The 13967-nt window shown below is 65.0% G+C and carries 13 protein-coding genes and 1 tRNA gene; 7 read left to right on the top strand and 7 right to left on the bottom strand.

Going from position 1 to position 13967, the window contains the following annotated elements:
* The first annotated feature begins 15 nt into the window (after positions 1–15).
* The 4 genes from trpE to trpC all read left to right on the top strand — a co-directional run bounded on the left by trpE (position 16) and on the right by trpC (position 4076).
* Entirely contained in the window at positions 16–1512 is a 1497-nt protein-coding gene (gene trpE / locus ACZ0AJ_RS22895) for an anthranilate synthase component I (RefSeq protein ID WP_499456684.1), read from the top strand.
* A gap of 1 nt (position 1513) precedes the next feature.
* Positions 1514–2077: an anthranilate synthase component II gene (locus ACZ0AJ_RS22890; RefSeq protein ID WP_183553782.1), complete on the top strand. Its 564-nt coding sequence runs from the start codon at positions 1514–1516 to the stop codon at positions 2075–2077.
* Between the two features lie 144 nt (positions 2078–2221).
* Positions 2222–3259, top strand: a complete 1038-nt coding sequence (gene trpD / locus ACZ0AJ_RS22885) for an anthranilate phosphoribosyltransferase (protein ID WP_183553784.1) — start codon at positions 2222–2224, stop codon at positions 3257–3259.
* 16 nt (positions 3260–3275) lie between these two features.
* Positions 3276–4076, top strand: a complete 801-nt coding sequence (gene trpC / locus ACZ0AJ_RS22880; protein ID WP_499456681.1) for an indole-3-glycerol phosphate synthase TrpC — start codon at positions 3276–3278, stop codon at positions 4074–4076.
* Positions 4077–4088: 12 nt separating this feature from the next.
* Here trpC and ACZ0AJ_RS22875 read toward each other — a convergent pair whose 3' ends face one another.
* Together ACZ0AJ_RS22875 and ACZ0AJ_RS22870 are read right to left on the bottom strand one after the other, a co-directional pair.
* Positions 4089–4514, bottom strand: coding sequence for a MerC domain-containing protein (locus tag ACZ0AJ_RS22875; RefSeq protein ID WP_499456680.1), 426 nt, complete (start codon positions 4512–4514; stop codon positions 4089–4091).
* Between the two features lie 191 nt (positions 4515–4705).
* Positions 4706–6811, bottom strand: coding sequence for a TonB-dependent receptor domain-containing protein (locus ACZ0AJ_RS22870; RefSeq protein WP_499456678.1), 2106 nt, complete (start codon positions 6809–6811; stop codon positions 4706–4708).
* A 163-nt stretch (positions 6812–6974) separates the two neighbouring features.
* Here ACZ0AJ_RS22870 and ACZ0AJ_RS22865 point away from each other — a divergent pair, with 163 nt between their 5' ends.
* On the top strand, positions 6975–7361 hold the full coding sequence (locus ACZ0AJ_RS22865; RefSeq protein ID WP_499456677.1) for a Fur family transcriptional regulator: 387 nt from the start codon (positions 6975–6977) through the stop codon (positions 7359–7361).
* Between the two features lie 36 nt (positions 7362–7397).
* Here the strand turns inward: ACZ0AJ_RS22865 and ACZ0AJ_RS22860 are convergent, their stop codons facing one another.
* From ACZ0AJ_RS22860 to ACZ0AJ_RS22840, 5 genes are all read right to left on the bottom strand, one after another.
* Positions 7398–8723, bottom strand: a complete 1326-nt coding sequence (locus tag ACZ0AJ_RS22860) for an amidohydrolase (protein ID WP_482897243.1) — start codon at positions 8721–8723, stop codon at positions 7398–7400.
* Between the two features lie 108 nt (positions 8724–8831).
* Positions 8832–10652, bottom strand: coding sequence for a M61 family metallopeptidase (locus ACZ0AJ_RS22855; RefSeq protein ID WP_499456676.1), 1821 nt, complete (start codon positions 10650–10652; stop codon positions 8832–8834).
* Between the two features lie 51 nt (positions 10653–10703).
* Positions 10704–11306, bottom strand: a complete 603-nt coding sequence (locus ACZ0AJ_RS22850) for a nucleotidyltransferase family protein (RefSeq protein ID WP_499456675.1) — start codon at positions 11304–11306, stop codon at positions 10704–10706.
* A gap of 5 nt (positions 11307–11311) precedes the next feature.
* Complete coding sequence (locus ACZ0AJ_RS22845; protein WP_499456673.1) at positions 11312–12046, bottom strand: DsbC family protein; 735 nt, start codon at positions 12044–12046, stop codon at positions 11312–11314.
* Between the two features lie 25 nt (positions 12047–12071).
* Entirely contained in the window at positions 12072–13301 is a 1230-nt protein-coding gene (locus tag ACZ0AJ_RS22840; protein WP_499456672.1) for an FAD-dependent monooxygenase, read from the bottom strand.
* Between the two features lie 174 nt (positions 13302–13475).
* Between ACZ0AJ_RS22840 and ACZ0AJ_RS22835 the strand changes: the two genes are divergently transcribed.
* Both ACZ0AJ_RS22835 and ACZ0AJ_RS22830 read left to right on the top strand, forming a co-directional pair.
* Positions 13476–13551: transfer RNA gene (locus ACZ0AJ_RS22835), tRNA-Phe, on the top strand.
* Positions 13552–13614: 63 nt separating this feature from the next.
* Complete coding sequence (locus tag ACZ0AJ_RS22830; protein ID WP_183553797.1) at positions 13615–13956, top strand: zinc ribbon domain-containing protein YjdM; 342 nt, start codon at positions 13615–13617, stop codon at positions 13954–13956.
* Positions 13957–13967 lie beyond the last annotated feature (11 nt).

The raw sequence follows: 13967 nt of genomic DNA, 5'->3' as shown, positions 1-13967 counted from the left end.
CGGTCTGGAGAAAACATGACCGAACTCGAATTCAAGTCCCTGGCAAACCAGGGCTACAACCGCATCCCTCTGATCGCGGAAGCCTTTGCCGACCTCGAAACCCCGCTCACGCTGTACCTCAAGCTGGCGCAATCGCAGAACACCGGCAAGAACACCTTCCTGCTCGAATCGGTGGTGGGCGGCGAACGCTTTGGCCGCTACTCGTTCATCGGCCTGCCGGCCCACACGCTGCTGCGCACGACCGGCAACCTGACCGAGATCGTGAAAAACGGCGAAGTCATCGAGTCGCACGAAGGCAATCCGCTCGACTTCATCGAGCAATTCCAGGCCCGCTTCAAGGTCGCGCTGCGCCCTGGCCTGCCGCGCTTCTGCGGTGGCCTGGCCGGCTACTTTGGCTACGACACGGTGCGCCACATCGAGCACAAGCTGGCCGCGAGCACCCCGCGCGATGAACTGGGCCTGCCCGACATCCAGCTGATGGTGACCGAAGAACTGGCGGTGATCGACAACCTGTCGGGCAAGCTGTACCTGATCGTGTATGCCGACCCGGGCCAGCCGGAAGCGTATTCGCGCGGCCGCCAGCGCCTGAAAGATCTGCGCATGATGCTGCGCCGGAGTGTCGATGCGCCGGTCACGTCGGCCTCGGTGCGGACCGAATCGGTGCGCGACTTCAGCAAAGAGGATTACCTGAAGGCCGTCGCCAAAGCCCACGAATACGTGATGGCCGGTGACCTGATGCAGGTGCAGATCGGCCAGCGCATCCGCAAGCCGTATGTCGATTCGCCGCTGTCGCTGTATCGCTCGCTGCGCTCGCTGAACCCGTCGCCGTATATGTACTACTACAACTTCGGCGACATGCAGATCGTCGGCTCGTCGCCCGAGATTTTGGTGCGCAACGAGACGCTGCCCGAAGGCGGCCGCAAGGTCACGCTGCGCCCGATCGCCGGCACGCGCGGGCGCGGCGCCACGCCGGAACGCGACGCCGCACTGGCGGCCGAACTGCTGGCCGATCCGAAGGAAGTGGCCGAACACGTGATGCTGATCGACCTGGCGCGCAACGACATCGGCCGCATCGCCGATACCGGCAGCGTCAAGGTCACCGACCGCATGGTCATCGAAAAATACTCGCACGTGCAGCACATTGTCTCGAACGTTGAGGGCAAGCTGAAAGACGGCATGTCGAACCTCGACGTGCTGCGCGCGACCTTCCCGGCCGGCACCCTGACCGGCGCGCCGAAGGTGCGGGCGATGGAAGTGATCGATGAGCTGGAGCCCGTGAAGCGCGGCATCTACGGCGGCGCCTGCGGCTACCTGAGCTTTGGCGGCGAGATGGACGTGGCGATCGCGATCCGCACCGGTGTGATCAAGGACGGCAACCTGTACGTGCAGGCCGCCGCCGGCATCGTTGCCGATTCGATCCCCGAGATGGAATGGCAAGAGACCGAACACAAGGCGCGCGCCGTACTGCGCGCGGCCGAGCAAGTGCAAGATGGCCTGGATGGAGAGTTCTGACATGCTGCTCATGATCGACAACTACGACTCGTTCACCTACAACATCGTGCAGTACTTCGGCGAACTGGGTGAAGACGTGCGCACCGTGCGCAACGACGAGATCACGCTCGAAGAGATCGCGGCCATGAAGCCCGACCGCATCTGCATCTCGCCGGGCCCGAAGGCGCCGAAGGATGCCGGCATCTCGCTCGACGTGCTGCGCGAATTCGGCGGCAAGCTGCCGATCCTGGGCGTGTGCCTCGGCCACCAGGCCATCGGCGAAGCGTTCGGCGGCAAGGTCATTCGCGCCAAGCAGGTCATGCACGGCAAGACGTCGACCATCGCGCACATCGGCGAAGGCGTGTTCCAGGACCTGCCGAGCCCCTACACCGTGATCCGCTACCACTCGCTGGCGATCGAGCGCGCGTCACTACCGGCCTGCCTCGAAGTGACGGCATGGACTGACGACGGCGAGATCATGGGCGTGCGCCACAAGACGTTCGACATCGAGGGCGTGCAGTTCCACCCCGAGTCGATCCTGTCCGAGCACGGCCACGCGCTGCTGAAGAACTTCCTGACGCGCTGATGCACGTCATTCCCGCGAAGGCGGGAATCCAAGTCAGCACCGCAGCCTGTCCGTCATCAGCACCCCGGACACGCAACAAACTTGGGTTCCCGCCTGCGCGGGAACGACGTACGAGCGAATACTGACACCATACTGGACCCCATCATGGCGATCACCCCACAAGAAGCGCTGCTGCGCTGTATCGAACACCGCGAAATCTTCCACGACGAGATGCTGTCGCTGTTCCGCCAGATCATGTCGGGCGACGTGTCGCCGACCATGGTCGCGGCGCTGACCGTCGGCCTGCGCGTGAAAAAAGAAACCATCGGCGAAATCACCGCCGCCGCGCAAGTGATGCGCGAGTTCTCGACCAAGGTGCCGATGGCCGACACCACCGGCCTGCTCGACATTGTCGGCACCGGTGGCGACGGCGCCAACACCTTCAATATCTCGAGCGCGGCGATGTTCGTTGCCGCCGCCGCTGGCGCGCGCGTGGCCAAGCACGGCGGCCGCAGCGTCTCGTCGTCGTCCGGCAGCGCCGACCTGATCGAAGCCTTCGGTGCCCACATCGACCTGACGCCCGAGCAGATCGCGCAATCGATCGCGCAGACCGGCATTGGCTTCATGTTCGCACCGAACCACCACGCGGCGATGAAGCACGTGGCGCCGGTGCGGCGCGAGCTGGGCGTGCGCAGCATCTTCAATATCCTGGGCCCGCTGACCAATCCGGCCGGCGCGCCGAACATCCTGATGGGCGTGTTCCACCCCGACCTGGTCGGCATCCAGGTGCGCGTGCTGCAGCGCCTTGGGGCTCAACATGCGGTCGTGGTCTGGGGCCGCGACAATATGGACGAAGTCTCGCTGGGCGCCGGCACCATCGTCGGTGAACTGGTCAACGGCGAGATCCGCGAATACGAAATCCACCCGGAAGACTTCGGCCTGCAAATGGTCTCGAGCCGCAACCTGAAGGTGGCCAACGCCGAAGAATCCAAGGCGCGCGTGCTCGAAGCCCTGCGCGGCGAACCCGGTCCGGCGCACGACATCGTCGCGCTCAACGCCGGCACCGCGCTCTATGCCGCCGGCGTGGCCGACTCGATCGGCGCGGGCCTGGAGCAGGCGCGCGCCGCCATCGCCTCGGGCGCGGCGGTCGCCAAGCTCGAACAGTTCGTCCAGGTCACGCGCCAACTCGGCGCGGCCAACTGATACCGAAAGCACCAGCATGTCCGACATCCTCGACAAGATCCTGGCCGTAAAGGCCGACGAAGTGGCCGCCGCGCGCAAGCACCGCGATTTGTACAGCCTGCGCCACGAAGTGGAAAGCGATGGCGACGCGCGCCGCAGCCTGCGCGGCTTCGAGCAGGCGTTGCGCGCGAAAATCGCCGCAGGCCAGGCCGGCGTGATCGCCGAAGTCAAGAAAGCCTCGCCGTCGAAGGGTGTGCTGCGCGCCGACTTCCAGCCGGCCGCGATCGCGCAGAGCTACGCCGAACATGGCGCCGCATGCCTGTCGGTGCTGACCGACGTGAATTTCTTCCAGGGCTCGAGCGAATACTTGCGCCAAGCGCGCGCCGCCTGCGACCTGCCGATCCTGCGCAAGGATTTCATGGTCGACCTGTACCAGGTCTATGAAGCGCGCGCGATGGGGGCCGATGCGATCCTGCTGATCGTGGCAGCACTGGACCATGGCCTGATGGCCGAACTGGAAGCCTGCGCGCTGGAGCTGGGGATGGACGTGCTGGTCGAAGTGCACGACGGCGCAGAACTCGACGCGGCCCTGCAATTGCGCACGCCTCTGGTGGGCATCAACAACCGCAACCTGCGCACGTTCGATGTCACGCTCGACACCACGCTCGGCCTGCTGCAAGCGATTCCGCCAGAGCGCCTGGTGGTTACCGAATCGGGCATTCTCGGACCGCAGGATGTGCAACGCATGCGCGACGCCAACGTGCACACCTTCCTCGTTGGCGAAGCCTTTATGCGTGCCGAAAACCCGGGTCAGGAACTGGCGCGCCTGTTCGCCTGAACGGTTGAACGCTTAACGCACATTGCACGGCGCAGGCGCCGCGTGACTGCCGTCATGCCGCGTACGCGTCGTGCAGCGCTTGCAGAATCGGCGGTTGCGCAGGTGCGCGTACAGCAGCATGAAACCACTGAGGACAGCGACAGCCGCTTCGGCATGCTCGCCCAGCAGCGGGCTGACAATGAACACGGCCGCCAAAAACAGCGCCAGACCGGCACAGCCGATCAGCAGCGTCGTCTTGTCGCGGTGCCGCAGATAGCCGGGCACCAGCGCCAGCAGCACCGGCAGCGTGATTGCTGCGATCAGCGTGTCGTGGAACGTGTCGTGCGCGTGCGCGAGCCCCAGCATCGGAAACGCCAGGATCACGAGCGGCATCGCCAGGCAATGCAGGAGGCACAGGACGGATGCGGTCATGCCGGCGATATCGCCGAATTTGATCATTGCAGTTTTGGTCAGAGCGCTCTTGCCTGGGTGATTCATAGCCCTGTTCCAATCATCATTAGAATCTAATGATAACCCATTATCGTTAGTGATTCAATCCGCATGACGAATCGTGCATGCGATATCAGAGCCCGAAAGACAAACGGCGCACGACAGAATCTGCCGTGCGCCGCGATGGGCTGCACTCAGCGTCAGAACATCACGCGAATCCCTGCCGTGATATTGCGGCCGGTGAGCGGCGCCGCATTCTTGATGAACGACGTGTGGCTGAACGCCAGCTCGTCGGTCAGATTGTTCAGGCGCGCATAGAACTGCGTCGGCACGCCGCCGATACGGGTCGAATAGTGGGTGCCGACATTGAGCATGTTGTAGCCACCCGTTTCGGTCTCGTACTCGGCCAGCTTGTCCTGCTTGCCGACGCGGTACAGCTCGACCATGCCATGCCAGCCGTTCCACTCGCCGTCGAGCTTCACGCCGATGCGGCTGGCCGGAATGCGCGGCAGGTTGCGACTGCCGTTACCACCATCGAAGCGGGCGCGCACATAGTCGCCGAACACGGTCGCGCTCAGGCTGGACGACAGCTTCTGACGAAGTTCGCCTTCCAGGCCGGTAAACAACGCGTCGCGCTGCGTGTACTCGACCAGCTGGAAGCCGTCCTGGCTGTCCAGCGTGCGCGCATAGATGTAGCTATCGACCTTGTTGCGGAACGCGCTCACCGAGAACGTCGTGTCGCCATCAAACTTGCGCAGCGTGAGGTCGATGTTGTTCGAGGTTTCCTTGTCCAGGTCCTGGTTACCGATTTCGTAGGTGGACGTAGCGAGGTGGGCGCCGTCCGCGTACAGTTCTTCGGCGGTCGGCAGGCGATGGCTACGCGAGAGCGACGTGCCCAGCGAATAGCCCGGCGTGAGCTTCCACACTGCGCCGACCGATGCCGACGTGCCGCGCGCATCGGTGTTGACCAGGCCCGGGGCATCGACCTCGATGTCCTGCCACTCGTGGCGCAGGCCCGCCTCAAAGCGCCAGTCCTGCAGCTTGTATTCTTCGGTCAGAAACGCTGCGTGCTTCTTGGTGAGGGTCGGCGGCACGTACGCTTCTTCGCCCAGCGCCGAGAAATCGCGGCGCGTGGTCTGCAGGCCAAACACGCCGCGCACACCGGCGATCGGCGCGTGCACCGCCTCGAGGCGGGCATCGATGCCCTTGTTGCGGAACGAGGTCGAGACCACGTTCTCTTCCAGCTCATCGTGGACATATTCGGTGAACGAGGCGCGCATGCGCACACGCTCGATGCCGGCCACCGGATTGCGGTACTCGCCACGCACATCCCAGCGCTCGCTGTCGAGTTTCACGACCGGCACTTCGCTGTGCTCGTGTTCATGCTCATGATCGTCGTCGTGACCTTCTTCCTCGTGGTCGTGCCCCTCTTCTTCATGGCCGCCGCAGTGCAGCTGGACGCCATGCGGATGGCAGCCTTCGAATTCGTGGTTGTGGCCCGGGATGCCGTATTCGGTGCGCTCCTTGGTGAAGGCCGCGCCGAGATAACCGTTCTTGCCGATCCACGACAGGCCGACCGTGCCGGTCTCGCCTTCCTTGTAGCTGCCCAGCACGCGGCGGCCATCGACCCAGTCCTTGCCGACACGGTAATCGCCCGCATCGCGCTTGACGCCTTCCACGTGCAGCGCGACGTTGCTGCCGGCCGCCGTGGTGAATTCAAAAGCGCCGGTCTTTTCGCGCGCCGCCGAATTGGCGCGGATTTCGGCGCTGCCTTCCAGGCCGTTTTCCGGCATCGCGGTCGGCACCTTGCGGTCGATGATGTTGACGACGCCGCCCACTGCGCCGCCGCCGTAGGCCAGCGCCGACGGGCCGCGCAGCACTTCGATGCGCTCGGCCAGCACAGGTTCGAAGGCGACAGCGTGATCGGGGCTGATGGTCGAGGCATCCTGGATCTCGGCGCCATCCGACAGGATTTTCACGCGCGGGCCATCCATGCCGCGGATCACCGGACGGCTGGCGCCGGCGCCGAAGTGGCTCGACGTGATGCCTGGCTGGTGGGCCAGCGTTTCGCCCAGCGTCGATTCGCGCGCGCGCACCAGTTCGGCGCCGCCGAGCGACGTCACTGGCGTGATCATGTCGTCGTGCACCACGCCCAGCGCGCTGGCCGACACCACCACGGTCGGTACGCTGTCCGGATCGGCCGCCATGCGGCCCGTCGTCGTCTGGGCATGGACGGCCAGCGGCGCGCCGAAGGCCAGCATCAGCGCCACGGTCAGTGGCGTGCGCTTGCAGGTGAAATGCGACATGGTGAAATCCTTGATGATGAGATGAACGGCAGGCGGCAGGTCACCGGGCGCGGACGCGTCTAGTGATAAGCCATTATCATTAACGTCGAGATGATAGGCCATTATCAATAAGGATTCAACCCCCTTCTGGTCGAAGGGTCGCGCTTTCAGGTATTCTTCGGCTATGCAACGCAATACACGCCAAAAATCAGCCATCCTGCACGCGATCGAGCATGCACGCCGCCCACTGTCGCCACAAGAGATCCTGGCCGAAGCCAGTCAGGCCGTCAGCCAGATCGGCATGGCGACGATCTACCGCAACCTCAAGTCGCTGGTAGATGACGGCGCGCTGAAGGTCGTCACGCTGCCGGGCGACGGCGCCCGGTACGAATCGACCAGCGTGGCCGAGCACCATCACCACCACTTCCAGTGCACCAACTGCCAGCGCGTGTTCGACGTGCACGCCTGCCCGGGCGACATCGACCACATGGCCCCGAAAGGCTTCAGCGTCGAGCGCCATGAACTGACGCTGTACGGCCGCTGCGCCGATTGCATCAACGCCTCGCCCTAACAGCAGCGCGGCCCGTGAAGGGCCGCGTGGTTTCTCTTATTTACCCAGCACGTTCAGCACCGCCAGCGTCATCGCCTGGGCGCTCGTCTTGATCGACGGCTCCGGCACCGGCGCGTAGAACGGCGAGTGGTTGAACGCGATCGGTTTTCCGCCGGCCTGTTCAGCTGCGGCGACATCCTTCGGGTCATACACGCCGGTAAAGAAGAACATCGACGGCACGCCTTCGTTGGCGTACAGCGAGAAGTCTTCGCTGGCCGTCATGGCCGGCATGCGATGGGCCTTGTCGGCGCCGAACGCTTCCTTGAACACCACCTCGGTCTTGTTGACCAGCTCCGTGCTGTTGACGATCGCCTGGCCACCGCCGCCGATCAGCATCTCGGGCTTCGGTGCGCCGGCCATCGCGGCCGATCCTTCCGCCACGCGGCGCACGCCCTCGAGCAGCTTGGCCCGTACCTGCGGGCTGTACGAACGGATGGTGCCGCGCACCTGGACGCTGTCGGGGATGATGTTGCCCACCGTGCCGCCCTGGATCGAACCGATCGTGACGACGCCGAATTCCTTCGGGTCCTTCTCGCGGCTGACGACCGTCTGGACATCGACGACAAAGCGCGCCGCAATGGCGATCGGATCGACGGTCTTGTCGGGCGCCGAACCATGGCCGCCACGGCCCTTGAAGGTGATCTCGAGCGAGTCAGAGTTGGACGATACCGGGCCGTCGTTGTAGCCGATCGTGCCATGCGCCAGCGGCCACGAATGCAGCGCAAACGCGTAGTCGGGTTTCGGGAAGCGCTTGAACAGGCCGTCGTCCAGCATGGCCTTGGCGCCGGAGACGATTTCTTCGGCCGGCTGGCCGATGAACACGAGCGTGCCCTTCCACTGCCCTTTCAGTTCGACCAGCGTGCGCGCGGTGGCGAGCCAGCTGGTCATGTGGATGTCGTGGCCGCAGCTGTGGGTCACGAAGCTGTCGCGGCCTTCGCTGGTGGCGCGGGCGCGGCTGGCGTACGGCAAGCCGGTTTTCTCTTCCATCGGCAGGCCATCCATGTCGGTGCGCACCAGGACGGTGGGGCCGGCGCCGTTCTTGAGCACCGCGACGATGCCGGTCTTGCCGACCTTCTCGGTGACGGTGAAGCCGAGTTTGCGCATCTCGGCGGCCAGCTTGCCGGCGGTGCGCACTTCCTGGAACGCGATCTCAGGATGCGCGTGCAGATCCTTGTAAATCGTGTCGAGCCACGGATACATGGCGTCCACGCGCGTGACGACATCGTTCTTGAGCGGGGCGGCCGGTTGGGCCAGGGCGGAGGTTGCGGACAGTGCCAGGAGCGGCGCACAGGCTGCGGCGGCGATGCGGGTCAGGATCGGCATGGGCTCTTGCGGTCGTGTTGAACAGGCCACAACGATAGCATGCTGCACTGCGCTACGATCCAATGCGATGCGATACGGGCGGCGGGCTGTACCCGCCGCCCGGTGCGGCTAGACGGCGCTCGGTCGCTTGAGCGCTGCCGGCTTGCGCCCTGCCGCTGCCTGCGACAGCGTGATGACCGGCACCCGGTCGCCCTGCAGCGTGACGTCGAATGCCATCAGTTCATCGCGCCGGAACGCGTGCACGGGCACCCGGTCGCCGACGCGGTAGCGTGCCAGCAGCGCATCGACATTCGATGGATTGCCGTTCACGCGCAACCCGTCGATCGCAATGACCACGTCGAGCGCCGACAGGCCGGCCAGGTGCGCGGCGCCGCCTTCGTGCACTTGCGTGAGCTTGGCGCCCAGCGGATCGCGCCCGATGCCGGCGTCAAGCGAGGCCTTGCCGGTCTTGCGCTCGTCGACCAGCTTGACGCCGAACGGCGCGTACAGCTTGGCCAGCGGCAGATCTTCGACGCCGCGCACATAGCGCTCGAACAGGTTCCTCAGTTTCAGGCCGCTGACTTCATCGAACAGCGCTTCGACTTCGTGCTCGGTCACGCCGCGCCCGACGCTCGGATAAAAGTCGCGCCCGTAACGGTCCCACAGCGCCAGCATCACGTCGTCGAGCGACTTCGCCCCGCCCGTCTTGGCGCGGATCGTCAGGTCGAATGCCAGCGCGATCAGCGAACCCTTGGTGTAGTAGCTGATGATCGCATTGGGCGAGTTCTCATCCTGGCGGTAGTACTTGCTCCAGGCGTCGAAGCTCGACTCGGCCACGCTCTGCTTCAGGCGCCCGCTGCCGCGCAACACGCCGCACATGGACTTGGCTTGCAGCTTGAAATACGTCGTTTCGCCGATGATCCCGGCGCGTACCAGCATCAGGTCGTCGTAGTAGCTGGTGAAGCCCTCGAACAGCCACAGGAGCGGCGTGTAGTTCTCGACCTGCAGGTCGTACGGCGCGAACACGGCCGGCTTGATGCGCTTGACGTTCCAGGTATGGAAGTACTCGTGGCTGCACAGGCCCAAAAACTGCAGATAGCCCTCGCCCGGCTCGCCGGATTTCTGGTTCGCGGTGGTGGGCAGGTCGGCGCGCGCGCAGATCAGCGCGGTCGAGGCGCGGTGTTCGAGGCCGCCGTAACCGTCGCCCACGGCCATCGTCATGAACACGTAGCGCTCGAGTGGCGCGCGTTTGGTCAGCGGTTCGAAGAACGCGATCTGGGTTTCGCAGATGGCTTTCAGGTCGGCCTGCAGGCGCGCCATGTCCAGGTTGGGCACGCGGCCCGTGATGACGATGTCGTGCGGGATGCCGTGCGCCTCAAACGTCGCCAGTTCGAAGTCGCCCATCTCGACCGGGTGGTCGATCAGCTCATCGTAGTTGGCCGCGCCGTAGGTGCCGAAACCGTAGCGCTTGGCGCCCGCTTCTTTCATCGAGGTCGCCACGCGCCAGGTGCGTGCGGCCGCATCGCCCGGCCGCTGGATGTCGACCTGGTGCGCCGTCGCTTCCTGCCCCACCACGCGCAGAAACACGCTGGTGCCGTTGAAGAAGCCGTGGGTCTGGTCCAGGTGCGCCGCGCGCACCGACAAATCCCACGCATATACCTCGTAGTGCAGCGTCAGCGCGCCCAGGCCAGGTGCTGCGCGCCACGTGTGCTTGTCGAGTTTTGTCAGCGCCACCGCGGCCCCGGCCCGCTCGGCGCGGATACGCACGATATTGCGCGCGAACTCGCGGATCATGTAGCTGCCCGGGATCCAGGCCGGCAGCGCGAAGGTCTGCCCGTCAGGATCGGGATTGGCTACCGTCAGCGTGACGTTGAACAGGTGACCGGCCAGGTCCCGCGGGACGATGGTGTAGAAAATTGCGCTCTGTTTTTTTTGCGATGGCTTTTTCATGATCTCGGGTTGGTCTCGGGTCGCGCCGTATGGACAGTAGTGTAAGCGGATTCAGGCTGGCAGATCGCCCTGGGTATCGATGTCGCGCAGGATGCCGGGGTCGGGCACGGCGATCCCGGCCACCGGGCTGCTCGCGAGCAGGCGCCGCGCGCCCTGGTCGCCGTCCAGCGCCAGCAAGGCGGCGTGGTGGCTGGCGCCAAACGCGACCGGATTGCCACGGCGGCCATCGAACAGCGGCGCCGCAATCCCAGCGCCTTCTTCAATCGCGCGCACCAGCGCCTGCAGCGTGGCTCCAGTCACGAACGGCATGTCGCCCAGCGCCACCAGCCAGCCACTGGCGCCATGCGTATCAAGTGGCGCATGGCGGATCGCATGCGCCAGCGACAGGCCCATGCCGCTGTCGGCGTCCGGGCACACGGTGACGGTGCAGCCGAGCGCGCGCAGCGCATCGGCCACGCCGCCATCGCTTGGTGGCACCACCGCCACCACGCGCGGCAGCACCGCCAGCAATGTGCGCGCGCTGGCCACGACGACGAAGTCGCCGTCCGGCAAACGCTGGAGCAGCTTGTTCTGCACACCGGCCGGATCGAAACGCCGGCCGCGCCCTGCAGCCAGCAGGATGCCAGTAAGCGTACTGCTATCTCGCTGCGGCACGCCGGTTACTTCCCGGCCTTGCCTTCGAGCGAATCGAACTTGCCTTCAAGCGCCTTGAGGTCGATCGCGCCCGGGATGCGCGAGCCGTCGGCGAAGAAGATCGCCGGCGTGCCCGTGATGCGCAGCTTCTGGCCCAGCGCGAGAACCTTCTCGTTCGGCGATTCGCACGCAGCCGGCGTGGTTGGCGGCACCTTGCCGGCGATCATCCAGTCGTCCCAGGCCTTGTTGCGATCCGATGCGCACCAGATGTTCTTCGACTTTACCGACGAATCCTCGGACAGGATGTTGTACATGAAGGTGTAGATCGTGACGTTGTCGATGTCCTTGAGCGTGGTCTGGCGCAGGCGCTTGCAGTAGCCGCAGTTCGGATCCTCGAACACCGCGATCACACGCTTGCCGTTGCCCTTGACCTGCTTGAGCGCCATCTCGAGCGGCAGGTCGGAGAACTTGATCTTGTTGACTTCATCGATGCGTTCGCGCGTCAGGTTGCGCGAGCTTTTCACGTCGTAGACCTGGCCGATGACGAGGTACTCGCCCTTCTTGTCGGTGTACAGGATGTCGCCTGCGACGCGCACTTCGTACAGGCCCGAATACGGGGTTTCCTTGACCGACTCGATCTTCGCGCCGCTCAGGCGTGGCTCGAGCGCCTTCTTGATGGTCGATTCGACGTTGGTCTGCGCATCGACGCACGATGCGAGAAGGCCAGTCGCCAGCAGGACGGCGATCTTCATTTTAAGCATGCTTGTATTCCTCAGCGTGTATTTCTCAGATTGATGACTTGCCCATGGCATGGGCCATCAGGCGCCGCTTCAGTGCCGGCATGTTATTGAGCAGGTTCAGGCCGATATTCCGGACCACGCGCAGCGGTTCCAGGTTCGCGCCGAACAGGCGTTCGAGTCCATCGGTGGCCAGTTGCATCAGCAGCACCTCTTCCTTGCGCTTGCGGGCATAGCGCGCCAGCACCCGCTCGTCGCCGATGGCGCGCCGCTCTTCGCGGTCACGCACGATGGCCAGCAGGTCGACGATGTCGCCAAACCCCAGGTTCATCCCATGGCCGGCCAGCGGATGCACGGCGTGCGCGGCGTCGCCCACCAGCGCCACGTGCGGCGCCACCATCGCATGCGGCTTGATCAGCGCCAGCGGCACGGCGGCCACCGCATCGGGTTGCAATGGACGCAGCGTACCCAGTTTGTCGTCGGCGTATTCGCCAAGCCGGATCGCCAGCTCGCCCAGCGACTCTTCCATCAGCGTGGCGGCCAGGGTTTCCGGCGCCGACCACACGAGCGAGACGCGGTTGCCCGGCAGCGGCAGCAGCGCGATGATGCCGTCCGAGCCGGTGAACCACTGGTGCGCAACGCCATGGTGCGGCTTGTCGCAGGCGAAGTTGGTGACGATGGCGCTCTGGTGATACATGCGGTAGTCGACGCCGATATCGCACTGCCCGCGCACCCACGATTCGCGCCCGTCCGCGCCAACCAGCAGCGCGCACTCGACACGGCGCCCGTCTTCGAGCCGCACGGCCGCGCCGCTGTCGCTGCAGGTGAGCTCGCAGGCGCGGCCTTCGACGCGCTGCACATTGTGCGCGAAGCGGAGCGCGGCATCGAGCGCGCCGTTCAGGTTCTGATCTTCGACGATCCACGCGAGCGTGCCGACCCGGGCGCCAAAAGCGTCAAAGCCCAAGCTGCCGCCATCGGCGCCGTCGCCGTGCACGTCCATCGCATCGACCGGCGCGATGCGCGCCATGTCAAGGGCATCCCATACCTTCAGTGAGTCCAGCAGGTCATGCGCCGTATGGTTGAGCGCATACACGCGCACGTCCCACGGTCGCTCGACCGCCGGCGTAGTCGCTGCAGCGGGCGCTTGCCGGGCCGGCGGCGCCAGCAGCGTCACGCTGTGGCCGGCCTGGGCGAAGCCGAGGGCTGCCGTCTTGGCGATGGCGCCATTGCCGACGATGCAGACGTCGGTCCGGATGGTAGAGGTCGTGGGCGTGGTCATGAAGGCATTATAGCGATATGCCGGTGGTGGGGGCCGGGCGGCGGGCTCGCACCCGCGCAGGTGAGCGGGACAGGCGAAGACAGCCAGCAACGACGCACAGGCCATGTTTGCGCGGCCGGGCGCGCAAGAGGACTTGCGCAACTGAAAAACGCTGGCTATAATCGTGCCTCTCTTGGCCTGGTAGCTCAGTTGGTAGAGCAGAGGATTGAAAATCCTTGTGTCGGTGGTTCGATTCCGCCCCGGGCCACCAAGAATTCAGCAACACGCAAAAAACGCCACCACCGAGTGGCGTTTTTGCATTCCAAGGCCACTCATGCATACCCTTCCGCCCTGCCCCCTCTGCCAATCGGCCTACACCTATGACGACGGCGCCGGCCAGTACGTCTGCCCGGAATGCGCGCACGAGTGGCCGATCGCGGGTGCTGCTACCGCCGAGACTGCGCGCGTCTACAAGGATGCGTCGGGCAACATCCTGCAGGACGGCGACACCGTCACCGTGATCAAGGACCTCAAGCCAAAGGGCTCGGGCGGTGTGATCAAGCAGGGCACCAAGGTCAAGAACATCCGCCTGGTCGATGCCGACCACGATATCGATTGCAAGATCGATGGCTTCGGCGCCATGAGCCTGAAGACGGAGTTCGTGCGCAAGGTGTAATAGCGTGGCGC

Source organism: Telluria sp. AC161, from assembly GCF_979258535.1.
This window is presented reverse-complemented; position numbering and strand designations above follow the sequence as displayed.

Coding starts and splice junctions, on each gene's coding strand:
- trpE (WP_499456684.1), top strand. CDS start 16: ATGACCGAACTCGAATTCAAGTCCCTGGCAAACCAGGGCTACAACCGC.
- ACZ0AJ_RS22890 (WP_183553782.1), top strand. CDS start 1,514: ATGCTGCTCATGATCGACAACTACGACTCGTTCACCTACAACATCGTG.
- trpD (WP_183553784.1), top strand. CDS start 2,222: ATGGCGATCACCCCACAAGAAGCGCTGCTGCGCTGTATCGAACACCGC.
- trpC (WP_499456681.1), top strand. CDS start 3,276: ATGTCCGACATCCTCGACAAGATCCTGGCCGTAAAGGCCGACGAAGTG.
- ACZ0AJ_RS22875 (WP_499456680.1), bottom strand. CDS start 4,514: ATGATCAAATTCGGCGATATCGCCGGCATGACCGCATCCGTCCTGTGC.
- ACZ0AJ_RS22870 (WP_499456678.1), bottom strand. CDS start 6,811: ATGTCGCATTTCACCTGCAAGCGCACGCCACTGACCGTGGCGCTGATG.
- ACZ0AJ_RS22865 (WP_499456677.1), top strand. CDS start 6,975: ATGCAACGCAATACACGCCAAAAATCAGCCATCCTGCACGCGATCGAG.
- ACZ0AJ_RS22860 (WP_482897243.1), bottom strand. CDS start 8,723: ATGCCGATCCTGACCCGCATCGCCGCCGCAGCCTGTGCGCCGCTCCTG.
- ACZ0AJ_RS22855 (WP_499456676.1), bottom strand. CDS start 10,652: ATGAAAAAGCCATCGCAAAAAAAACAGAGCGCAATTTTCTACACCATC.
- ACZ0AJ_RS22845 (WP_499456673.1), bottom strand. CDS start 12,046: ATGCTTAAAATGAAGATCGCCGTCCTGCTGGCGACTGGCCTTCTCGCA.
- ACZ0AJ_RS22840 (WP_499456672.1), bottom strand. CDS start 13,301: ATGACCACGCCCACGACCTCTACCATCCGGACCGACGTCTGCATCGTC.
- ACZ0AJ_RS22830 (WP_183553797.1), top strand. CDS start 13,615: ATGCATACCCTTCCGCCCTGCCCCCTCTGCCAATCGGCCTACACCTAT.